At 72.3% G+C, this 23,411-nt stretch carries 8 protein-coding genes and 1 tRNA gene; 3 read left to right on the top strand and 6 right to left on the bottom strand.

Annotated elements, in window-relative coordinates; genetic code table 11:
• The first annotated feature begins 8 nt into the window (after positions 1-8).
• Together AWC18_RS22275 and AWC18_RS22270 are read left to right on the top strand one after the other, a co-directional pair.
• Positions 9-8,786: a PE family protein gene (locus tag AWC18_RS22275; protein WP_165758030.1), complete on the top strand. Its 8,778-nt coding sequence runs from the start codon at positions 9-11 to the stop codon at positions 8,784-8,786.
• A gap of 207 nt (positions 8,787-8,993) precedes the next feature.
• Positions 8,994-17,999 (top strand): PE family protein, encoded by a 9,006-nt coding sequence (locus tag AWC18_RS22270; protein WP_165758029.1) that lies wholly within the window; start codon positions 8,994-8,996, stop codon positions 17,997-17,999.
• 143 nt (positions 18,000-18,142) lie between these two features.
• Here AWC18_RS22270 and AWC18_RS20625 read toward each other — a convergent pair whose 3' ends face one another.
• Together AWC18_RS20625 and AWC18_RS20620 are read right to left on the bottom strand one after the other, a co-directional pair.
• Positions 18,143-18,754: a GNAT family N-acetyltransferase gene (locus tag AWC18_RS20625; protein WP_234806615.1), complete on the bottom strand. Its 612-nt coding sequence runs from the start codon at positions 18,752-18,754 to the stop codon at positions 18,143-18,145.
• 183 nt (positions 18,755-18,937) lie between these two features.
• Positions 18,938-19,906: an NAD(P)H-quinone oxidoreductase gene (locus AWC18_RS20620; protein WP_207504853.1), complete on the bottom strand. Its 969-nt coding sequence runs from the start codon at positions 19,904-19,906 to the stop codon at positions 18,938-18,940.
• A 107-nt stretch (positions 19,907-20,013) separates the two neighbouring features.
• On the opposite strand from AWC18_RS20620, the gene AWC18_RS20615 reads away from it, so the two are divergent.
• Positions 20,014-20,103: transfer RNA gene (locus AWC18_RS20615), tRNA-Ser, on the top strand.
• A gap of 12 nt (positions 20,104-20,115) precedes the next feature.
• Here AWC18_RS20615 and lipE read toward each other — a convergent pair.
• The 4 genes from lipE to AWC18_RS20595 are packed head-to-tail and all read right to left on the bottom strand — an operon-like array spanning position 20,116 to position 23,403.
• Positions 20,116-21,354, bottom strand: coding sequence for a lipase LipE (lipE, locus tag AWC18_RS20610; protein WP_085139948.1), 1,239 nt, complete (start codon positions 21,352-21,354; stop codon positions 20,116-20,118).
• 26 nt (positions 21,355-21,380) lie between these two features.
• On the bottom strand, positions 21,381-22,247 hold the full coding sequence (locus tag AWC18_RS20605) for an acyl-CoA thioesterase (RefSeq protein ID WP_064999350.1): 867 nt from the start codon (positions 22,245-22,247) through the stop codon (positions 21,381-21,383).
• Between the two features lie 8 nt (positions 22,248-22,255).
• The gene (locus AWC18_RS20600; protein ID WP_085139947.1) at positions 22,256-22,579 is read right to left on the bottom strand and encodes a DMT family transporter; all 324 of its coding nucleotides are present in this window, start codon (positions 22,577-22,579) and stop codon (positions 22,256-22,258) included.
• On the bottom strand, positions 22,579-23,403 hold the full coding sequence (locus AWC18_RS20595) for a crotonase/enoyl-CoA hydratase family protein (protein WP_064999346.1): 825 nt from the start codon (positions 23,401-23,403) through the stop codon (positions 22,579-22,581). Before AWC18_RS20595 ends, AWC18_RS20600 begins: the two co-directional genes overlap by 1 nt.
• Between the last annotated feature and the right edge of the window lie 8 nt (positions 23,404-23,411).

Here is a 23,411-nt window from a genome sequence, read left to right as displayed (position 1 = left end):
AATCCCAAATGGCGGTAGGGCGTAACACTTCGGGCAGCGGTCAGCAGGGTCGGCGTGGCCGCCGGCTGGCGGGAGCCGGTAGTGCGGTTGGGGCGTTTTTGACGTTTGGGATGTCGCCGTTGTCGGCGGCGCCGGCGGCGCAGGCTGATGAGTTTGACTGGGTGGTGGATCTGCTCGGTGCGGATTTGGCGGGTGCGTTTGCGGATCTGAGTCAGGCGTCGTCGTGGGAGACGTTGTTCGACCAGGGGGCGTGGGAGCCGCTGTTGTCGAACTTGGGTCTGTCGTTTGATGCGTCGGTGGCGGATCTGCCCGGTGATGCGGCGTCTGTTGATGACTGGTTCGGGTCGTTGTTCTACACGCCGTTGTATGAGTTGGGGCAGGCGTGGATTCTGAGCCCGATCGGTGAGCAGGTCAACTCGGTCATCAACCTGTTCGGGTTCGGTCAGATCCTGATCGGTAACGGTGAAGACGGTATCGATGGTGGGTCGCTGGCGGACGCTGCTGGTGGTGCCGGTGGTCTGTGGTTCGGTGATGGTGGTGCTGCTGGTACGTCGGCTGAGGGCATCGGTGGTGTCGGTGGTTCGGCGGGCATGTTCGGTAATGGTGGCGCTGGTGGTGACGGCTTTGCCGGTGGCGATGGTGGTGCCGGTGGTGCTGGTGGCTGGTGGATGGGTGTCGGCGGTGACGGCGGCGCTGGTGGTGATGGCGTCGATGGTGGTATCGGTGGCAATGGTGGTGCCGGTGGTGCTGGTCTGGGTCTGCTGTATGGCGTTGGTGGTGACGGTGGTCTCGGTGGTGACGGCGCGTTGGGTGCTGCCGGTATTGCGGGTCTGGCCGGCCTAGACGGTGGTGACGGTTTCAACGGTGGCGCCGGTGGTAACGGTGGTGCCGGTGGCCGGGGTTCGTGGCTGGTCGGTTACGGCGGTAAGGGTGGTTCCGGTGGTGCCGGTGGTCACGGTGGTGCCGGTGGTGACGGTGGCGACGGTATTGACGCGATCCTGGCCGGTGCTACCGGTGGCGATGCCGGTAATGGTGGCAATGGTGGTAACGGTGGCGCTGCTGGTGCAGCGGGCGCTGGTGGCTCGGGTGGTTTGATCGGGTCGTCTGGTCTTGCCGGTGTTGTGGGTGCTGCGGGTAATGGTGGTAACGCGGGCCTGGGCGGTAATGGTGGTGATGGTGCCGATGGTGACGCCTTCACTGTTGATGGTGGTGCTGGTGGTCGTGGTGGCGACGCTGGTGTGGCCGGTAATGCTGGTGGTACGGGTGGCATTGCGGGTGCGGCGGCGACCAGTGGTGGTAACGGTGGTAACGGCGGCGACGGCTTCAACGCGATCGAGGCCGGCACGAATGGCGGCAACGGCGGTGCCGGTGGTGACGCCGGCAACGTGGGTAACGGCGGAAACGGCGGTAACGGCGGTAGCGGTGCCACGGGCGTAGCCGGCGAGACCGACGGTGACGGCAATGGCACCGCGGGCCTCGACGGCGGAAACGGTGGTGCCGGTGGTGCCGGTGGCGCCGGTGGTTCGCTGTCCGGTAACGGTGGCGCCGGTGGTGTCGGCGGCGCGGGTGGCACCGGTGGTGTCGGTGGCGCGGCCGCGAACGGCGTAGATGGCGCTGACGCGGTTGCCGGCAGTGGCCTCGACGGTGGTGACGGTGGTGACGCCACCGGTATCGCGGGCAACGGTGGTAACGGTGGTATCGGTGGTGACGGTGGTGCCGGTGGCACCGCGGTCAACGGTCTGGCCGGTGTGCACGGCGCCGGTGGCGTCGGTGGCGACGGTGGCGCCGGTGGTGCGGCCGGTGTCGGTGGTGATGGTGGTGCCGGTGCCGGCGGCGGTCTCAACGCGGTGGCCGGTTCCGGTGGTAAGGGCGGTAACTCCAGTTCGGTCGCCGGTATCGGAGGCTTCGGCGGTGCCGGTGGCTCCAGCGGCGGAGCGACATCTGCCGCCTCGGGTGCGGACGGCGCCGAGGGCACCACGGGCAACGGCGGTAACGGTGGTGCCGGTGGTGACGGCCAGATCCTGCTCGACAACACGGTTCAGGCCGGTGGTGACGGTGGCGCCGGCGGCGACGCCTACGAAATCGGCAACGGCGGCGCCGGCGGCGCCGGCGGTCGGGGCGCAACCGGACTGGACGGTGAGACCGACCTCAGCGGCAACGGCACTGCGGGCGGCACCGGTGGTGCCGGTGGTAACGGTGGTGTCGGTGGCGCCGGCGGATCCATCGCCGGCGTTGGCGGCGTAGGCGGCGCCGGTGGTACCGGTGGTACCGGCGGTAACGGTGGTGCGGGCGCAGACGCGCTGGTGGCCGGTGGCACCGGTGGTACCGGTGGAGCCGCCGGTTCGGGTGGTGTCGGTGGTGACGGTGGCGCCGGCGGTATCAGCCAGGCTGCCGAGTACATCGGTGGTGCCGGTGGTGCGGCGGGCAACGGCGGCGACGCCGGCGCGGCCGGTTCCGGTGGTAAGGGCCTCGGCGGAGGCGGCCTCGACCAGGCCGGCTCGGGTGGCCAGGGTGGCGACGGTGGCACCGGTGGTGCGGCCGGTAACGCCGGTCTGGGTACCGACGGTGGCGAAGACGGCAGCGAGGGCAGTGTCGGTGCCGGCAGCAACGGTGGCGCCGGTGGTGACGGTGGCGACGGTGTCGGACTGGCCAGCGACGGCGTGACCGGCCAGGCCGGTGGCGTGGGTGGTAACGGCGGCAACGCGGCGCTCGACGGCAACGGCGGCTCGGGTGGTAACGGTGGCCGCGGCGCGGACGGAACGGACGGATTCACCGACCTCAACGGTGACGGCACGGCCGGCGGCAAGGCCGGCGCCGGCGGCGCGGGTGGTGTCGGTGGTGCGGGCGGCACCAACTCCGGCGACGGTGGCGTGGGTGGTAACGGTGGCCAGGGCGGTATCGGCGGTGACGGCGGTGCGGCCGACGACGCGTCGGTGGCCGGTGCCGACGGTGGCAACGGTGGTAGCGCGGGCGCTGGTGGCGCCGGTGGCGTCGGTGGCGCCGGCGGTGTCGCGACGGCAGGGACCGGTGGTGCGGGCGGTAACGGTGGCGACGGTGGTGCGGCCGGTCTGGCTGCCGACGGTGGCGCCGGTTTGGGCGGCAACGGACAGGACGCCGCGGGCAACGGTGGTAACGGCGGCGACGGCGCCAACGGCGGTAAGGCCGGTGCGGCAGGCGCAGGCGGTGTCGGCAGCGCAAGCAACGGCTCCGGTGGTACCGCCGGTCAGGCTGGCCTGAGCAGCGACGGCGCCAACGGTGGCGCCGGTGGTGACGGTGTTGGCCTGGCCACTGACCTTCTGACCGGTCAGGCCGGCGGCAACGGCGGCATCGGTGGTAACGCGGCGGCGTTCGGTAACGGCGGCGCCGGTGGCGTCGGTGGTATCGGTGCCAGCGTGGCCGGCATCACCGGTGGCGACGGCAACGGCACCGCCGGGTACATCGGTGGTAAGGGCGGTAACGGTGGCGCCGGTGGTTCCGGTGGCGCCCTCGCCGGTAACGGCGGTGCGGGCGGTAACGCCGGTGACGGTGGAAACGGTGGCGCGGGTGGCGCCGGCGCCGACGCGAGTGTCGCCGACGGCGACGGCGGCAACGGCGGCGACGCCGGGGCCGGTGGCCAGGGCGGCACCGGTGGTGCCGGTGGTACGGCCAACAACGGTGTCGGCGGCGACGGCGGTAACGCGGGCAATGGTGGTAACGCCGGTATTGCCGGTGACGGTGGTGCCGGTCTCGGTGGCGGTGGCGCCGCCAACGCGGGCGCCGGTGGCGACGGTGGTACCGGTTCGGTCGGTGGCCTGGCCGGCGCTGCGGGTGCCGGCGGAACCGGCACCACGGCGGGCGCGCAGGGCGCATCGGGGGCCAACGGCCTCGGTAGCGACGGCGGTGCCGGTGGCCAGGGTGGTGCAGGTGTCGGCCTGATCAACGCGACCAACACCGGTCAGGGCGGTGGCACCGGTGGTAACGGTGGCGGCGGCGGTTTGGTGGGCAACGGCGGTGCCGGTGGCCATGGTGGCGCGGGTGCCACGGTTGACGGCATCACCGCCGGCGACGGCAACGGCACCGACGGTGCCGACGGTGGCACCGGTGGCCAGGGTGGCCAGGGTGGCGTCGGTGGCGTGCTGTCCGGCAACGGTGGTGCCGGTGGTAACGGCGGCGCGGCCGGTAACGGTGGCCACGGTGGCCACGGTGCCGACGGAACCGCCGGCGTGAACGCCGCCGCGGGCAGTGGTGGCGACGGAACCGACGGTGGTGACGCCGGCAACGGTGGTAAGGGCGGCAACGGCGGCACCGGTGGTAACGGTGGCTTCGGTGGCACCGCCACCAACGGCGCCGCGGGTTCTGACGGTCTCGGCGGGGTCGGCGGTAACGCCGGTGACGCCGGTAACGCAGGCAACGGTGGCGCCGGTGGCGCCGGTGCCGGTGGCGGCGCAGGTCTCAAGGCCGGCAACGGTGGCGACGGCGGCCAGGGCGGTGTCCGCGGTGTCGCGGGTACCACGGCAGGCCAGGGCGGCTGGAACGCCAGCCACACGACGCAGGCCAGCAGCGGTTCGGCGGGCGCGGAGGCGATCGGCGGTAACGGCGGCGCCGGTGGTGCCGGTGGTGTCGGCCTGGTGCATGGCGACGGCACGCCGCAGGCCGGTGGCGACGGCGGTAACGGTGGCGCGGCCGGCCCGATCGGCCTCGGCGGCGCGGGTGGTAACGGCGGCACCGGTTCGACCGGTCTGACCGGAATCGACGGTGTGGTCGACGGGCTGGGCAACGGCACCGACGGCGGTAACGGTGGCATCGGTGGTCTCGGCGGTAACGGTGGTAACGGCGGCGCGGGCGGCAGCATCGCCGGTGACGCCGGTGCCGGTGGTGCCGGTGGCGCCGGTGGCGCCGGTGGCCGCGGTGGCCACGGCGCCAACGGCAACACCGCGACCGCGGCGGCCTTCGGCAGCGGTCTCGACGGCGGAAACGGCGGCCACGGCGGCAGCGGCGGCAACGGTGGCCTCGGTGGTGACGGCGGCAACGGCGGTCTCGGCGGCGTCGCACTCGCGGTCGGCAGCCTCGACGGCGCGGTGGGCGCCGGCGGCGTGGGCGGCCAGGGCGGTGCCGCGGGCAACGCCGGTAACGGTGGCGACGGCGCGAACGGCGCCGGTGGCGGCCTGAACACCGTCGCCGGCAAGGGCGGTAACGGTGGCGACGGCGGTGACCGCGGCGACTTCGGCCTCGGCGGCAAGGGTGGTCTGAGCGGCGACGGCGCTCAGGCCGTTAACGGCGGCAACGGCGGCATCGGTACCGGCGGCAACGGCGGTAACGGTGGTCGCGGCGGCAACGGGATCATCCTGGGCAGTGGTGTTCCGCAGGCCGGTGGCGCCGGTGGCGCGGGCGGTAACGCCGGAGCCATCGGTAACGGTGGCGCGGGTGGTGCCGGTGGTTCGGGCAGCATCGGCGGCAACGGAGCCAACGGCAACGCGCTCGGCAACATCCACGGAGCCAACGGTCAGCACGGTGGCGACGCCGGTGACGGTGGTGCCGGTGGCGCCGGTGGCTGGATCTCGGGCAACGGCGGTGCCGGTGGTGGCGCCGGCGTGGCAGGAACCGGCGGCAACGGCGGTAACGGCGCGCTCGGCAAGGCGGGCCAGGACGCGGTGGCCGGCACCGGAGGTGTCGGTGGCAACGGCAGCGCCGGCGGCAACGGCGGTTACGGCGGTAACGGCGGTAACGGCGGAAACGGCGGCAAGGGTGGCGCCGCCACCAACGGTGTCGCCGGCCTCAACGGCCTGGGCTCGATCGGTGGCAACGGCGGTAATGCCGGAACCGGCGCCGACGGTGGCCGGGGTGGCCACGGTGCCGGCGGCGGTGTCAACCCGATCGCGGGAACCGGTGGTAACGGTGGCGCCGGTGGTGACATCGGTGTGGCCGGCCTCGGCGGTATCGGCGGCTTCAACGCCGACGGCACTCAGCGCGCCGACGGTGTCGACGGTGCGGATGCGGCCCATGGCGGCAACGGCGGCGCCGGCGGTAACGGTGGCGACGGCGCGCTCGGCAGCGGCCAGATCGGCGGCAAGGGCGGTAACGGCGGCGCCGGTGGCAACGTCGGTAACGGCGGCGCGGGCGGTAACGGTGGTGCCGGCGCGGACGGCGCGGCCGGGGTCACCGGCGGTGACGGCAACGGCACCAACGGCGGGAATGCCGCTGCTGGCGGTAAGGGCGGCAACGGCGGTGTCGGTGGTTCCCTTGCCGGTGACGGTGGCGCGGGCGGCAACGGTGGTCGCGGTGGTAACGGCGGCAACGGTGGTAACGGTGCCGCAGGTGTCGGCGGCGGCAACGGCGGTAACGGCGGCAACGCGGGCAACTCGGCCAGCGGTGCCGACGGCGGCCTGGGCGGTAACGCCGTGGCCGGCAACGCGGGCGTCGGTGGTAACGGTGGCGCCGCGGGCAACGCGGGCAACGGCGGCAACGGTGGCATCGGCAGTGGCGGCGGCGCCAACGGCGTGGCCGGCAACGGCGGTAACGGCGGTAAGGGTGGCGACCGTCTCGGTGCCGCCGGCCTCGGCGGTGCGGGTGGCTTCGGCCTGTTCGGTCAGGCGGACGCCGGTCTCGACGGTGCCGCGGGCGGCGGTGGCAACGGTGGCCACGGTGGCGCCGGTCAGGTTCTCGGCGACGGCTCGTCGCAGACCGGTGGTAACGGTGGCATCGGTGGCGCGGCCGGAATCATCGGTAACGGTGGCGCCGGTGGTAACGGTGGAGCCGGTGCGACCGGTGCCAGCGGGACCATCGACCTCGCCGGCAACGGCACCGACGGCAAGGCCGGTGGCCTCGGCGGTAACGGTGGCGTCGGTGGCGCCGGCGGCACCATCCTCGGTAACGGCGGCGCCGGTGGTCGCGGCGGCAACGGTGGTGCCGGTGGTGTCGGTGGCGTGGCCAACGGCACCGACGGTGCGCACGCGGCTGCGAACAGCGGCCTCAACGGTGGCGACGGCACCGACGCGGGTCTCAGCGGTAACGGTGGCGTCGGCGGCAACGGTGGTGCCGGTGCTCTCGGTGGCACCGCCACCAACGGGACCCAGGGCGCTGCAGGTGTCGGCGGCAAGGGCGGTGACGGTGGTGCCGGCGGTGACGCCGGACGCGGCGGTAACGGCGGCAACGGTGCCGGTGGCGGCCTGAACAACGTCGCCGGTGACGGTGGCGCCGGTGGTCGCGGTGGCTACGCCGGTGTCGGCGCGGCAGGTGGTAAGGGCGGCGTCGGCGCCAACGGCCAGATCGCGGCCGGCGGTGCGTTCGGTGCGGCGGGCAGCGCGGCCACCGGTAACGGTGGTAACGGCGGCAACGGCGGCAACGGCGTGGTCCTCGGCAGCGGCATCGCCCAGTCCGGTGGTGACGGCGGCGCCGGTGGCGCCGGTGGCCTGGTGGGCAACGGTGGCTCCGGTGGTAACGGCGGCTCCGGGGCAGTGGGCACCAATGGCACCACGCTGGGCTCCGGTGCCGGTTCCAACGGTGTTGACGGTGGCCACGGCGGTAACGGCGGTGCCGGCGGCAAGGGCGGCCTGACCGCCGGTAACGGCGGTGCGGGCGGTTCCGGTGGAGCCGGCGGCAAGGGTGGCAACGGCGGCAACGCCGCCCACGGCACCAATGGCGCCAACGCCGCCGCGGGCACCGGTGCCAACGGCGGCGACGGTGGTGACGCCACCGAAGACGGCGGCGACGGCGGTAAGGGCGGTAACGGCGGTAACGGTGGCCTCGGTGGCACCGCCACCAACGGTGCAGCGGGTGCCAACGGTGTCGGCGGCATCGGCGCAGCCGGCGGTAACGCCGGTAACGCCGGTAACGGCGGCAACGGCGGCAACGGCGCCACGCTCACCGTGGGTAACGGCACGACTGCGGGCTCCGGTGGTAACGGCGGTAACAGCCTCAGCAACGCGGGCGCGATCGGTATCGGCGGCACCGGTGGCTGGAACGGCGACCACACCGTCCAGGCCGGCAGCGGCGCGAACGGTGCGGCCGGCACGGCGGGTAACGGCGGTAACGGCGGTAACGGCGCCAACGGTGCCACCGGCAACGCCAACAACCACGGCCAGAACGGTGGCGCCGGCGGTGCCGGCGGCTACGCCCTGCTCGACGGCAACGGCGGCAAGGGCGGTAACGGCGGTAACGGCGGCGCCGGCCAGGCCACCGGCACGGCCGGTTCCACCGGCACCCGGCCGGCGGCCAACTCCGGTCTTCCCGGAACCGACGGCGGTAACGGTGGCGACGGCAAGAACGGCGGTGCCGGCGGTGCGGGTGGTGCCGGTGGCGCCAGCGGCACCAACTCGGGCAACGCCGGATCCGGCGGTAACGGCGGTGTCGGTGCGAGCGGTTCGGCCGGTGGCGCGGGCGGTAAGGGTGGCACCGGTGCCACGGGTAACAGCGCATCGGTTGCCGGCGGCGACGGCGGCAAGGGCGGTAACGGCGGTAACGGTGGTAGCGGTGGCACCGGTGGTCTCGGTGGAGCGGCCGGCGCCCTGCTGAACGGCACCGGCGCGGCGGGCGCTGTGGGCTCCAACGGCGCCAACGGGGCCGGCGGCGCGGGCGGCAAGGGCGGCACCGGCGGCAACGGCGGTCCGGCCACTGGCTCCAGCACCAACTACACCGGCGGCAAGGGCGGCGACGGTGGTACTGGCGGACAGGGCGGTACCAGCGGTGGCGGCAACGTTGCGGCGCCCGGCAACCCGGGCAACGCGGGTGGTAACCCGTCGGGTACCGGCAGCCGGACCGGTGGTACGGGCGGCGCCGGCGGCGCGGGCACCGCGGGGGCGACCGGATAATGCCCCCGCTCACCGCGCCGCGGCCGCCCGGCCAGGCAACCGAAGACCCTCCAGCGGTGCTGAGAATTCGGCACCGATAACAACTCGATCAGACACAACATCACCGACATGGGTTCGTCGCAGAATAGGGAGTCCCGTATGACTGACAAGCAGCACGGCAGAGGGCGTCGTGGTTCCGCTGGCGCCTTACGCCGCCGGGGTGGCCGGGTGGCCGCTGCCGGTAGTGCGGTTGGGGCGTTTTTGACGTTTGGGATGTCGCCGTTGTCGGCGGCGCCGGCGGCGCAGGCTGATGAGTTTGACTGGGTGGTGGATCTGCTCGGTGCGGATTTGGCGGGTGCGTTTGCGGATCTGAGTCAGGCGTCGTCGTGGGAGACGTTGTTCGACCAGGGGGCGTGGGAGCCGCTGTTGTCGAACTTGGGTCTGTCGTTTGATGCGTCGGTGGCGGATCTGCCCGGTGATGCGGCGTCTGTTGATGACTGGTTCGGGTCGTTGTTCTACACGCCGTTGTATGAGTTGGGGCAGGCGTGGATTCTGAGCCCGATCGGTGAGCAGGTCAACTCGGTCATCAACCTGTTCGGGTTCGGTCAGATCCTGATCGGTAACGGTGAAGACGGTATCGATGGTGGGTCGCTGGCGGACGCTGCTGGTGGTGCCGGTGGTCTGTGGTTCGGTGATGGTGGTGCTGCTGGTACGTCGGCTGAGGGCATCGGTGGTGTCGGTGGTTCGGCGGGCATGTTCGGTAATGGTGGCGCTGGTGGTGACGGCTTTGCCGGTGGCGATGGTGGTGCCGGTGGTGCTGGTGGCTGGTGGATGGGTGTCGGCGGTGACGGCGGCGCTGGTGGTGATGGCGTCGATGGTGGTATCGGTGGCAATGGTGGTGCCGGTGGTGCTGGTCTGGGTCTGCTGTATGGCGTTGGTGGTGACGGTGGTCTCGGTGGTGACGGCGCGTTGGGTGCTGCCGGTATTGCGGGTCTGGCCGGCCTAGACGGTGGTGACGGTTTCAACGGTGGCGCCGGTGGTAACGGTGGTGCCGGTGGCCGGGGTTCGTGGCTGGTCGGTTACGGCGGTAAGGGTGGTTCCGGTGGTGCCGGTGGTCACGGTGGTGCCGGTGGTGACGGTGGCGATGGGATCGACGCGATCCTGGCCGGTGCTACCGGTGGCGATGCCGGTAATGGTGGCAATGGTGGTAATGGTGGCGCTGCTGGTTTGGCCGGTGCTGGTGGCTCGGGTGGTCTGATCGGGTCGTCTGGTCTTGCCGGTGTTGTGGGTGCTGCGGGTAATGGTGGTAACGCGGGCCTGGGCGGTAATGGTGGTGATGGTGCCGATGGTGACGCCTTCACTGTTGATGGTGGTGCTGGTGGTCGTGGTGGCGACGCTGGTGTGGCCGGTAATGCTGGTGGTACGGGTGGCACTACGGGTGCGGCGGCGACCAGTGGTGGTAACGGTGGTAACGGCGGCGACGGCTTCAACGCCACGGTCGCAGGTGCCAGCGGCGGCAAGGGTGGCGCCGGTGGTGACGCCGGCAATGTGGGTAACGGCGGTAACGGCGGTAACGGTGGTAGCGGTGCGGCCGGTACCGCGGGCGAGACTGGCGTCGACGGCAACGGCACCGCGGGCATCGACGGTGGTGCCGGTGGTGCCGGTGGTGCCGGTGGCGCCGGTGGTTCGCTGTCCGGTAACGGTGGCGCCGGTGGTGCCGGTGGCGCAGGCGCTGCCGGTGGCAACGGTGGTGCAGCCGCTGACGGCTTGGCGGGTATCGATGCGATTGCCGGCAGTGGTCTCGACGGTGGTGACGGTGGTGACGCCACCGGTATCGCGGGCAACGGTGGCAACGGTGGTATCGGTGGTGACGGTGGTGCCGGTGGCACCGCGGTCAACGGCCTGGCCGGTGTGCACGGCGTCGGTGGCGTCGGTGGCGACGGTGGTATCGGCGGTGCCGCGGGTAACGGTGGTGATGGTGGTGCCGGTGCCGGTGGTGGTCTCAACGCGGTGGCCGGTTCCGGTGGTAAGGGCGGTAACTCCAGCTCGGTCGCCGGTACCGGCGGCAACGCCGGCGCTGGTGGTTCCAGCGGCGGAGCGACCTACGCCGCCTCCGGTGCGGCAGGAGCCAACGGCACCACGGGCAACGGCGGTAACGGTGGTGCCGGTGGCAACGGCCAGATCCTTATCGACAACACGGTGCAGGCCGGTGGTGACGGTGGTGCCGGTGGTGACGCCATCGACCACGGCAACGGCGGTAACGGTGGTGCCGGTGGCCAGGGTGCGACCGGCCTCACTGGCACGACCGACCTCAGCGGTAACGGCTTGGCCGGTGGCACCGGTGGTGCCGGTGGTAACGGTGGCGTCGGTGGCGCCGGCGGCGCACTCTCCGGTGACGGCGGCAACGGTGGCGTTGGCGGCGTAGGCGGTACCGGTGGTACCGGCGGGCGCGGCTACGACGGTGAGGACGGCATCGACGCGGCGGCCGGCAGCGGTGGCAGCGGCACCGATGGTGTGGACGCCGGCCACGGTGGTAACGGTGGCCAAGGTGGTGTCGGTGGCAATGGTGGTGCCGGTGGTACGGCTGCCGCGGGCAACGCGGGCCAGCAGGGCGACGGTGGCGCGGGTGGCCTCGGCGGTGCTGCCGGCGACGCCGGTAACGGCGGTAACGGTGGTGCGGGTGCCGGTGGTGGAAACGGCGCAACCGCCGGATCCGGTGGTGCCGGCGGCCAGGGCGGTAACCGCGGCCAGGCCGGTTCTGGTGGTGCTGGCGGCTGGAACGCTGACCACACCGCACAGGCTGCGGCCGGTGCAATCGGTGCAGAGGGCGCCGGTGGTAACGGCGGTAACGGTGGCGCGGGTGGTGACGGCGAGCTGCTCGGTGGCATCGTTGCCCAGGCCGGTGGCAAGGGTGGTGCCGGTGGCAACGCCGGCAACGACGGTGAAGGTGGCGTCGGCGGTAACGGTGGTGCGGGTGCATCGGGCATTGACGGCATCACGGTCGGCATCGACGGCACCGCTGGTGGCGCCGGTGCGGCCGGCGGTCACGGTGGCGCTGGTGGCGCCGGTGGTGCGAACTCCGGAAACGGTGGCGCAGGCGGTGCCGGTGGCGCCGGCGGTCACGGTGGTAACGGTGGCGCCGCAGACGACGCCGCCGTACTTGACGGTGCGGGCGGCAACGGTGGCGCCGCTGGTGCCGGCGGTGCGGGCGGCAACGGCGGTACCGGTGGTAACTCGGCGACGGGCACCGGTGGTGTCGGTGGTGCGGCCGGTTCCGGTGGTAACGCCGGCACAGCAGCGGTCGGTGGCCAGGGCGGCGGCGGCGGCGGTGGCGCCAACGCCGGTGCCGGCGGTAACGGCGGCGACGGCGCCGACGGTGGTGCTGCAGGCTCGGCCGGCGCAGGCGGTCTCGGCGTTATCGGCGGGGCGGCGGGTGCAGTCGGCACCGACGGAATCAACGCCGACGGCGCCGACGGCGGCCGTGGCGGCGACGGTTTCGGTCTGATCAGCGCGACCAACACCGGCCAGGGTGGCGGTGCCGGTGGTAACGGCGGTAACGCCGCAGGGCGCGGCAACGGTGGCGCCGGCGGTACCGGTGGTACCGGTGCCACCGTCGACGGCGAGACCGGTATCGACGGCAACGGCACCGACGGTGCCGTGGGTGGTGCCGGCGGCGACGGCGGCCTCGGTGGTTCCGGCGGCAGCATCTCCGGCAACGGTGGCGCAGGCGGCTACGGCGGTATGGGCGGCCAGGGCGGTGCCGGTGGAAGCGGTGCCGACGCCACTGTCGCCGACGGCGACGGCGGCAACGGCGGCAACGCAGGCGCCGGTGGCATCGGCGGTAACGGTGGCAAGGGTGGCGACGCCACCAACGGCGTCGGTGGTGACGGTGGCAACGCCGGCATCGGCGGCAATGGCGGTATTGCCGGGGCCGGCGGTAAGGGCCTCGGCGGTGGCGGCGGCGCAACCGCCGGTAACGGCGGTAACGGTGGCGCGGGCGCCCTCGGCGCCGCGGCGGGTAACGCTGGTGTCGGCGGATCCGGCACCGTCAACGGTGCCAACGGCGCCGCGCGCCCCGACGGCATCGCCAGCGACGGTGGAGTCGGTGGCGCCGGTGGTGACGGTGAAGGCCTGTTCGGCCTGATCGGCCAGGGCGGCGGTAACGGTGGTACCGGTGGTGACGCGGCCGCGATCGGCAACGGTGGTGCCGGCGGTGTCGGTGGTATCGGTGCGACGGTCGACGGCATCACCGGTGGAGACGGCAACGGCACCAACGGTTACGTCGGCGGCGTCGGCGGTAACGGCGGTACCGGTGGTAATGGTGGCACCACCTCGGGTAACGGTGGCGCCGGTGGTGCCGGTGGTGCCGGTGGTAAGGGTGGTGCCGGTGGCGCGGGCGCTGACGCGACGGTCGCCGACGGTAACGGTGGCAACGGCGGCAACGCCGCGGACGGTGGCGCCGGTGGTAACGGTGGCCAGGGCGGCGCGGCCAGTGCCGGCGTCGGTGGTGTCGGTGGCGACGCCGGCAACGGTGGTGACGGTGGCGCCGGTGGCATCGGTGGCGTCGGCCTCGGCGGCGGCGGTGGCACCAACGCGGGCAACGGTGGTAACGGCGGTGACGGCGCTGAGGGCGCCGGCGCCGGTGCCAAGGGCCTGGGCGGCGTCGGCACGCTGGGTGACGGCGCGGCCGGGAACGCAGGTGTCGCGGGCGTCGGCAGCGACGGTGGCGCGGGCGGTAACGGTGGTGCCGGTCTCGGCGTGATCGGCGTCAGCGACATCGGCCAGGGCGGTGGTACCGGTGGTACGGGCGGTAACGGCGCCGTGACGGGCAACGGTGGCGCCGGTGGTGCCGGCGGTGCCGGTGCGGCGGGCGCGGACGGTATCACCGACATCGACGGCCACGGCACCAACGGCACGCACGGTGGCGTCGGTGGCACCGGCGGTGTCGGCGGCAAGGGCGGTTCGGCATCCGGCAACGGTGGTGCAGGTGGTGTCGGTGGTGCCGGTGGCGGTGGCGGCAACGCGGGTAACGGCGCCGAGGGCATCAGTGGTGCTGTGGTGGCCTTCGGCAGCGGCCTGTCCGGCGCGGACGGCACGGACGGTGGTAACGGCGGTATCGGCGGTAACGGTGGTGCCGGTGGTAACGGTGGTGCCGGCGGCACCGCGACCAACGGCGCGACTGGAGTCGAAGGCGCCGGCGGCGTGGGCGGTAGCGCGGGTAACGCGGGCAACGCCGGCAACGGCGGGCGCGGTGCCGACGGTGCCGGCGGCGGCCTCAACGCAGTGGCCGGCTCGGGTGGTAACGGCGGCAACGGTGGTAACCGGGGCACGGCCGGTACGGCCGGTGTCGGCGGCTGGAACGCCTCGAACACCGCGCAGGCGGCGGCTGGTGCCGCCGGTGTTGCGGCGATCGGTGGTAACGGTGGCGCCGGTGGTAAGGGCGGCAACGGCGTGTTGCTGGGTGACGGGACGGCCCAGATCGGTGGCGCCGGCGGTGACGGCGGTAACGCCGGAACCATCGGTACCGGTGGTGCGGGCGGTAACGGTGGCGCCGGCGCGAACGGTGCCACCGGGTCGGTCGCGACCGCCAACGGTGGTGCCGGTGGAGCCGGTGCGGCCGGTGGTCACGCCGGTAACGGCGGTAAGGGCGGCACCATCTCCGGTAACGGCGGCCTGGGCGGCGTCGGCGGCGCCGGTGGTAACGGTGGCGCCGGTGGAGCGGGCGTCGAAGGTATCGCGGGTGCCGACGCAGCGGCGGGCAGCGGCGGCAACGGTGGCGACGGAACCGACGGCGGTAACGGCGGCGACGGTGGTGCCGGTGGCACCGGCGGTAACGGCGGTAAGGGCGGTTCGGCGACCAACGGTCTCGCGGGCCTCGACGGCACCGGCGGTATCGGCGGTAACGGTGGCGCCTCGGGCAAGGCCGGTAACGGCGGTAACGGTGGTGCGGGCGCCGGTGGCGGCGCCAACGACACCGCCGGACACGGCGGTAACGGTGGTAACGGCGGTGACCGCGGTGCCGTGGGCGCAGCCGGTAAGGGCGGCCTGAACGGTGACGGCGTCACCTACCGCGCCAGCGGCGCCCTCGGCGCCGATGGCGGCGGCGGCAACGGCGGTAATGGTGGCGCCGGTGGTCACGGCGAGCTGCTGGGCGACGGGTCGACCGGCCAGGCCGGTGGCTATGGCGGTAACGGCGGTGCGGCCGGCACGGTCGGCACCGGTGGTGCCGGTGGCGCTGGCGGTAACGGTGGCAACGGTGTGCTGGGCGGCGTCGACCTCGACGGCAACGGCACGCTCGGCGGTAACGGTGGCGTCGGTGGCGCCGGCGGTAACGGCGGCCAGGGTGGCACGATCTCCGGCGCCGGTGGAGTCGGTGGTGCTGGTGGCACCGGCGGCAGCGGCGGTAACGGTGGCGACGGTGTGCTCGGCGCGGCGGGCGAAACCGGTGGCAACGGTGGCCAGGGCGGTAACGCAGCCGCCGGTGGTGCCGGAGGTATCGGCGGCAACGCGACCAACGGCGCAGGCGGTGTCGGTGGCGTCGGTGGTAACGCCGGTGCGGCCGGTAACGGTGGCGCCGGTGGCCACGGTGGCGACGGCGGCCTGGACGTGGCGGCCGGCAACGGTGGTCACGGCGGTACCGGTGGTGACCGCAGCGTCGGTGGTGTCGGCGGTGCGGGCGGCCTCGGCCTGGGTGGTCAGGCGGCCACCGGTGCGACGGGCACCAACGGCTCCGGTGGTGACGGCGGTGCCGGTGGTAACGGCGGTAACGGCGTGCTGCGGCCGGGCGACCTGGCACAGGATGGCGGTGTCGGCGGTAACGGTGGCGCGGCCGGTGCGATCGGCACCGGTGGTGCCGGTGGTAACGGTGGCGCCGGTACGGCCGGTGTCGACGGAATCACCGACATCAATGGCGACGGCACGGCCGGTACTGCGGGCGGCAACGGCGGCGCAGGCGGTAAGGGTGGTGCCGGTGGCACCACCGAAGGCAACGGCGGCGCCGGTGGTCTCGGCGGCGTCGGTGGAGCCGGCGGCCACGGTGGCGCCGGTGAGAACGCCGCGAACGGTGCGGACGCGGCCGGCGGTAGTGGCGGCAACGGTGGCGACGGCGACGACGCCACCAGCACCAACGGTGACGGTGGCGCGGGCGGTAACGGCGGTGCCGGTGGCGCCGGCGGTACGGCCACCAACGGTGAGGCCGGACTGGCCGGAGCCGGCGGTGCCGGTGGTGCCGGTGGTAACACCGGTAACGGTGCCAACGGCGGTAACGGCGGTAACGGTGCCGGTGGCGGCATAGCGAACATCGCCGGATCCGGCGGTAACGGTGGTGCCGGCGGTATCGCGGGCACGGCCGGTGTCGGCGGTGCTGGTGGTCTGGGCGGCGACGGTGTCGCAGCCGAGAACGGCCAGGACGGCGCGATCCTCGGCGGTAACGGCGGTAACGGCGGTCGCGGTGGCGACGCCGCACTCGGCCAGGTCGGCGGTAACGGCGGTAACGGTGGCGCAGCCACCACCATCGGCACCGGTGGCGCCGGTGGTGACGGTGGCTCCGGAGCCGACGGCCTCGCGGGCAGCACCGACATCTCGGGCAATGGCACCCACGGTACGGACGGCACCGCGGGTGGCCACGGTGGCGCGGGCGGCGCCGGTGGCGCGATCGCCGGTGACGGTGGTGCCGGCGGTAACGGCGGTGTCGGTGGACACGGTGGTGCCGGCGGCCACGCGGCCAACGGTGCTGACGGAGCCCACGCCACGGCGGGCACCGGCAACGCCGGCGGCAACGGTGGCGACGCCACGGGTACGGCCGGTAACGGTGGCGTCGGTGGCGCCGGCGGTAACGGCGGTGTCGGTGGTGCTGCGACCGTCGGCAACGCGGGTGCTGACGGCTCCGGTGGTGTCGGTGGCGACGGTGGCGCGGGCGGTAACGCCGGCGTGGGCGGTCGCGGCGGCGACGGCGCCGGTGGCGGTTCGAACCTGGTGGCGGGGTCCGGCGGCAACGGCGGTAACAGCAACAGCATCGCGGGTGAGGGTGGCGCAGCCGGTGCAGGTGGTCTCGCTGGCGACGGCGTGACCCAGGCCGACAACGGAAACGCCGGCAACGGCGGCGCGGTGGCCACCGGTGGTACCGGCGGCAAGGGCGGCAACGGCGTGGTGCTCGGCAGCGGCCTGGCCCAGGCCGGTGGCCACGGTGGCACCGGCGGTAACGCCTACGGCGAGTTCGGCAACGGCGGCACCGGTGGTAACGGCGGTAACGGTGCCAACGGCACCTCCGGTACCAACGCCGCCAACGGCGCCGGCGCTGCCGGTGGTAACGGTGGTAACGGTGGCGCGGCGGCCCAGCACGGCACCGGTGGTACCGGCGGTAACGCCGGTAACGGCGGTAACGCCGGCGCCAACACCTCGGTGGCGGCCAACGGCGCTACGGGCACCTCGCCCAAGGACCCCAACGGCAACTCCATGGCCGGTAACCCCGGCGGCGACGGCGTCAAGGGCGCCACCGGTTACGCCGGTGGAGCCGGCGGCCGGGGTGGCGTCGGTGGTGCTGGTGGCACCATCACCGGCGACGGCGGTAAGGGCGGCCTCGGCGGCAGCGGCGGTATCGGCGGCGCCGGCGGTAAGGGCGGCAACGGTGGTACCGGCGGCGCCGGTGGTGCTGGTGCCCTCGGTCTGCCCGGACGCACCGGTGGTACCGGTGGTGTCGGCGGCCAGGGCGGTGACGGTGGTGTCGGCGGCAACGCTGGCCTGGGCGGTGCCGGTGGTGTCGCACTGGGTATCGGCAACTCCGGCGCAGTGGGTGCGGCCGGCGTCGGCGGTAAGGGCGGTGCCGGTGGTGCTGCGGGTGTCGGTGGCACCGGTGGCGCCGGTGGCGCCGGCTACAACGGCCTGCTTGGTCAGGGCACCGGCGGTGGTGGCCGCGGCGGTAACGGTGGCGATGGCGGCCAGGGTGGTACCGGTGGTCTGGGCGGCCTCAACGCCGACGGCACCCGGGCCCAGGGCGGTTCCGGTGGCATCGGCGGCGACGGCGGCAAGGGCGTCAACGGCGCCTCCCGGCCCAGCAAGTCCAACTGGGCAGGTGCCGGCGGTAACGGCGGTTCCGGTGGTACCGGCGGTACGAATGGCGACGGTGTCGCCGGTACGCCGGGTACCCCGGGTGTCTTGGGCACGCCCGCCGGCGCTGGTAAAGGCCCCGCTGGTACCGGCGGCAGCGGCGGCAAGGGCGGTGCCGGCGCACCGTAAGGCAGCGCTGAGCACGGACGAATCCCCGGACGCGACACTTCGGTGTCGGGTCCGGGGATTCGTCTTATTCGTGCGGCGATGGCACCGGCAAAAAGGGGCGGTGACGGAGTCGATCCGTCACCGCCCCTGCGGCATCACCGGTGTCAGACCGAAGCCTCGTCTTTCGGCCGCGGCCAGGCGAACAGAGCGATGTGCTGGTCCCACTTGGCGATGTAGTGTTCGCCGAGGAACTGACCGCCGCGACGTTCCCAGAACCGGCGCCCGTGTGAGCCGGCGGCCTGGGAGTCCCCGATCACTCGTTGACACTCGGGCTCGGCCGCGAAGATGCTGGTGACCAGCGGGCCGAAGATATTGGCCCCGTGCCCCTTCTCGACCATGTTGGGGTCCGCCATGGCGCCGTGCAGTCCGATGTCGTACGGGTCCGCGTCGTAGACGGTCGAAATGTCGTCCTGTGCGGCCCGGAACAGCTCCATGTACCCCAACGGCTCGCCGTGCAGGTTGTAGACGTAGGGCCGCGAATAGCTGCCCTCGTGCTGGATCTCGAGGTGGCGGCGCCATTGGTCAGGCGGGTAGTCATAACCCCAGGTTTGGGCCAGATGGGGCCGGTTCATCCACTCGGAGATCATCGCGGCGTCTTCGACCGGATCAGCGAAGCGGATGCTGTAGGGCTCGGCAAGGATCGGCAGTGGTGGCGGTGGGACCGCCAGGAGCTCCTCGGACAGGCCGACCCGTTGCCGCGGCATCCGGGCGCTCATGACGCCGCCGAATCCGTTGCGGCGGTGCCGGTTCCGATAACCATGAAAACTCCTCCTGAGTACGTTGACGGCATCGCCGTCGCCGATGGGACCGCTATTGATGCTACGTCGATCACGCGGGGCGCAGCACCAAATGTGCTGTCTCGGGCCAAAAGAAGGGCAGCTACTGCGCGGATAAGCCGGCTACAGCGTCAGAACCACCTTGCCGGTCACCTCGCCCGAAGACAGCAACCGGTGCGCCTCACCGGCCTGCTCGATGGGCAGCCGGGCCCCGATCACCGGCTTGATCCGGCCGGCGCTGACCATCGGCCAGAGTTCGGCGGTCACTGCGGCGACGATCGCGCCTTTGCTGTGCGGACCCTCCACGGGACGACCGCGCAAGGCGGTCCCGATCACCCGGGCGCGTTTGGAGATCAGCTTGCCCAGGTTCAGTTCGCCCTTGACCCCGCCCTGCATCCCGATGACCACCAGCCGGCCGTCGTTGGCCAGCGCGTCGACATTGCGGTCCAGGTAGGCCGCCCCCATGATGTCGAGGATCACGTCGGCGCCGCCGGCTTCGCGCACCCGCGCCACGAAGTCCTCGTCGTGGTAGTTGACGGTGATCTCGGCGCCCAATTCGCGGCAGAACGCCAATTTGGCCTCCGATCCGGCGGTGACGGCCACCCACGCCCCGAGTTGGCGGGCCACCTGAATGGCGTGGCTGCCCACGCCACTGGCACCGCCGTGGACCAGCAGCAGTTGGCCCTCGGACAATCCGGCCGTCAAGACCAGATTCGACCAGACCGTGCAGGCCACCTCCGGTAGGCCGGCGGCATCTGTCAGGTCCACCCCGACCGGTATCGGCAGCAGCTGGGGGGCCGGAACCGCCACATACTCGGCGTAGCCGCCGCCGGCCAGCAGCGCGCAAACCTGTTGGCCGATCACCCAATCCGACACGTCGTCGCCCACCGCGGCGATCTCGCCGGAGACCTCCAGGCCGAGGATCTCGCTGGCCCCGGGCGGGGGCGGGTAGCGGCCCGCCGCCTGCAGCAGGTCGGCGCGGTTGACCCCGGCCGCCGCCACGCGAATCAGCACCTCACCCGGGGCCGGTTGGACGTCGGGAACCTCTTGCCAAGCGAGGACGTCGGGGGATTCGGCGACGATGGCACGCATATCCGACACGCTACTACCGGCTGTGAAGTCGCCCGCGATGCGCAGCGCAACCCGCACGGCGGCCAACCCGGCGGGACCGCTGATCCGGCCAAGGTACGATTTCCCGCGGTGGCGTGGCAGAGCGGCCTAATGCACTCGCCTTGAAAGCGAGAGACGGCTAAAACCGTCCGGGGGTTCAAATCCCTCCGCCACCGCCATATCGAGGGGCGTCACCCGACGCGCGGGATCTCCGCGGCGATGGTGTTCATCAGGGCGGTGTAGCGCTTGGCCTCCGGGTCCTGGCCGGGTTTGCCGCTGGAGATCAGCCCGGCCGACAGCCCCCGCTCCGGGTCGGTCCAGATGGCACAGTTGACCAGGCCGAGATGGCCGAACGCCGCCGGGGCGTTACGCCCGAACGGGCCGAACCGCTTGGATCCCAGCATGAAACCGGTGCCCCAGCGCAACGGCGCCAGGCCGGTGGCGACGTCGGGCCGCAACCGGCGGCACTGTGTCGTCGCGCCGGCCAGCGTCTCCTCCGACAGCACCCGCACCCCGTCGAGTTCGCCTCCGCGACGCCAGATCTCGGCGAAGCGCGACAGTTCGAACGCGGTGGAGATGGTGTTCGACGACGGCACCACCGTGGTCAGGAAGAACGGGCTGTTGGTGACCGGGATGATCTCGTACACCGACCCGCCGATCGCCTTGCGGAACACCGCGACCGCCGCCCCGGTCGGCTGCTTACCGGTGGCATGACTGGGCGCCACCAGTGGAATATCTTGCGGGGCAACACCGTAGTTGGTCCACCGAAAGCCCAGCGGATCCAGGATCTCGGTGGCCAGCACGTCGCGGATGTCCTTGCCGGTGGCCGCCCGCACGATCTCGCGCGTCAGCGGTCCCCAGGTCAGGGCGTGGTACATGTGCATCAGCCCGGGGGGATACACCAGCTTCAGGTTGGCCAGCTGCGCCTGGGCGTACTCCGGGTCATCGGCACGGTTGAGGTCTGGCTTGGGTCCGGTGGCAAACGGCACTCCGGCGCTGTGGGTCATCACGTGCCGAATGGTGGTGCGGTGCTTGCCGTGTCGGCCGTAGTCGGGCAGGTAGTCGCTGACCCGGTCATCCAGGGAGAAGGCGCCCCGCTCGGCCAGCATGTGCATCACGGTGCTGGTGATGGCCTTGGCGGTCGAATACACGCAGAACGGGGTGTCGACGCTGACCGGGACCAGATCCGCGTCGTCGGGATCACCGGGACCATTGCCCCAGCCGTGCCCGATTGCCCGGTTGAGCACCACCCGGCCGTTGTGGCGCAGGCACAACTGGATGGCGGGGTGCAGGCCGGCGGCATACCAGTGCCGGGCGGCCCGCCAGATCCGGTCCACCGCCGCCGGGTCGATACCGGAGTGGTCCTCGTCGCCGATCGCGGTGACGGCGTCGAGGTCGGTGGGGATACGGACGGTGCCGTCGGGTGTCATGCCCGCCAGGTTACGTGGCCGGCGTGTCAGTGCCGAGGGGCTGTGCCCCGGCCGAAATAGAGTTCCTGGGTGGCCACGCAGACCAGCTGCCCCGCCCGGTTGTACATCGTCGAGGTGGTCAGGCCACGCCCGGCGATACCGCTGGGGGTGAACTGGTCGGAGAGCACCCAGTCCGACAGATCGACGGGCCGCTGAAACCACAGCGCGTGGTCGATCAGGGCGTTGAACGTGGCGGCCTGGTTGGTTCGCCGCATGGCCAGCGCCGTCTCGACCATCTTCGTGCCGGACAGGTAGGCCAGCAGGGCACTGTGCATCACCGGATCCGCCGGCACCGCATCGACGGGCTTCCACCACATGCGCAGCCGTGGCGACGGTTCGCCGAGGTCCGCGGCCAAGCGCGGTGGGGTGTCGATGTAGCGCACGTCGAACGGGTGGGGCTGCACCCAGTAGCCGCCCAGCTCGTCGGCGTAGGCCGCGTGCTGCTCCTGCGACGACGGCAGCGAATCCGGGTCGGGCACATCGGGTATCGGCTGCTGGTATTCGGGTGCGTCGACGTCCACGGTGAATGACGACAGCACTTCGAGCAGAATCTGGCCGTCCTGGCGGGCGGTGACCTGCCGCGTCGACAGCGTCCCGCCGTCGCGCGCCACCTCCACGTGCATGTCGACCGGTCGGCGGGCGTCGCCGGCCCGCAGGTAGTAGACGTGCACGCTGTGCGGCATCCGGCCCGGCGCGGTGCGACTGGCGGCGATCAGCGCCTGGCCCGCGATGTGCCCGCCGACGATGTGGTGGGCCGGGTTGTCCATCTGGGTGGCCACGAAGTGCTCGTCGTCGATGCGGTCGACGTCGAGGGTGGCGATGATGTCGGCCAGGTCCGGCTGGCGGTGCGGCATGTCGTGGCTCATGCGTGCGCACCCATCTCCAGCAGGTACACCCCGGCTCCGATCAGGACCACGCCACCGGCCATCGCCGGGGTGAACGGATCGTGGAACAGGAACCGGGCCAGCACCGCGGTCAGCGCCACTCCGACGCCCGACCAGACGCCGTAGGCCACCCCCACCGGGAGACCGCGCTTGAGCACCATCGCCAGAAACACGAACGAGACTGTGTAGCCCACCGCGACCGGGATCACCCACGGCCACCGGCTGAAGCCTTCGGAGGCGCGCAACGACATCGTCCCGGCGACCTCGAACATGATCGCGCCGAGCAGCAGGATCCAGGCCATCACTCGCCGGTGAACTCCGGCTTGCGTTTGCCCATGACGGCGCCGATACCTTCCAGCAGGTCTTTCGATGCCAGGAAGGCCGAATTCCACGCCGCGACGTAGCGCAGGCTGGCCGATACCCGGTCGGTGCGCTGCTGGTCGAGCACATCCTTGATCCCGGACACGGTCAGCGGGGGGTTGGCGGCGATCTCTGCGGCGGTGGCATGTGCGGCGGCCAGGCAGGCCTCGGCGTTGGCGTAGACGTCGTTGACCAGACCGATCTTCTCCGCCCGGGCCGCGTCGATGTCCTTGCCGGTCAGCGCGAGTTCGCGCAGGTGGCCGTCGGACAGGATCAGCGGAAGCCGGGCCAGGCTGCCGACGTCGGCGACGATCGCCAGTTTGACCTCGCGCACGCTGAATTTGGCGTCCGCGGACGCGTACCGGATGTCGACCGCGGAGATCAGGTCGACCCCACCGCCGATGCACCAGCCCTGCACGGCCGCGATGGTCGGCGTGCGGCAGTCGGCGACCGCGGTGATCGCGCCCTGCATGCGGACGAGGTCGCGGTGGAAGTCCGCCCGCGGCCGGGCCAGCGCGCCCTCCGCCAGCATCGGGGTCATGGTGCCGCCCATCGCGGCCAGATCCAGCCCATAGCTGAAGTTCTTGCCGGAACCGGTCAGCACGATCGCGCGCACATCGCGGTCGGCGTCCAGCTCGGCGAAGACCCCGGGCAGTTCCGCCCAGAACGCCGGGCCCATCGCGTTGCCCTTGCCCGGCCCGATCAGCGTGACCTGGGCGACGTGGTCTTTGATCTCGATGGTGACGGATTCATAGGTCTCGGCCATACTCCAGA

Origin of the sequence: Mycolicibacter nonchromogenicus (assembly GCF_002101775.1) — a bacterium.
GTDB lineage: Bacteria > Actinomycetota > Actinomycetes > Mycobacteriales > Mycobacteriaceae > Mycobacterium > Mycobacterium nonchromogenicum.
The sequence above is the reverse complement of the archived record's forward strand: the minus strand, read 5'-3'. Positions and strand labels throughout refer to the sequence as shown.

Bases quoted from the DNA above. Each gene is read 5' to 3' on its own strand.
- AWC18_RS22275 (WP_165758030.1), top strand. From the start codon at position 9: ATGGCGGTAGGGCGTAACACTTCGGGCAGCGGTCAGCAGGGTCGGCGT.
- AWC18_RS20595 (WP_064999346.1), bottom strand. From the start codon at position 23,403: ATGGCCGAGACCTATGAATCCGTCACCATCGAGATCAAAGACCACGTC.
- AWC18_RS20620 (WP_207504853.1), bottom strand. From the start codon at position 19,906: ATGCGTGCCATCGTCGCCGAATCCCCCGACGTCCTCGCTTGGCAAGAG.
- AWC18_RS20625 (WP_234806615.1), bottom strand. From the start codon at position 18,754: ATGAGCGCCCGGATGCCGCGGCAACGGGTCGGCCTGTCCGAGGAGCTC.
- AWC18_RS20600 (WP_085139947.1), bottom strand. From the start codon at position 22,579: ATGGCCTGGATCCTGCTGCTCGGCGCGATCATGTTCGAGGTCGCCGGG.
- lipE (WP_085139948.1), bottom strand. From the start codon at position 21,354: ATGACACCCGACGGCACCGTCCGTATCCCCACCGACCTCGACGCCGTC.
- AWC18_RS20605 (WP_064999350.1), bottom strand. From the start codon at position 22,247: ATGCCGCACCGCCAGCCGGACCTGGCCGACATCATCGCCACCCTCGAC.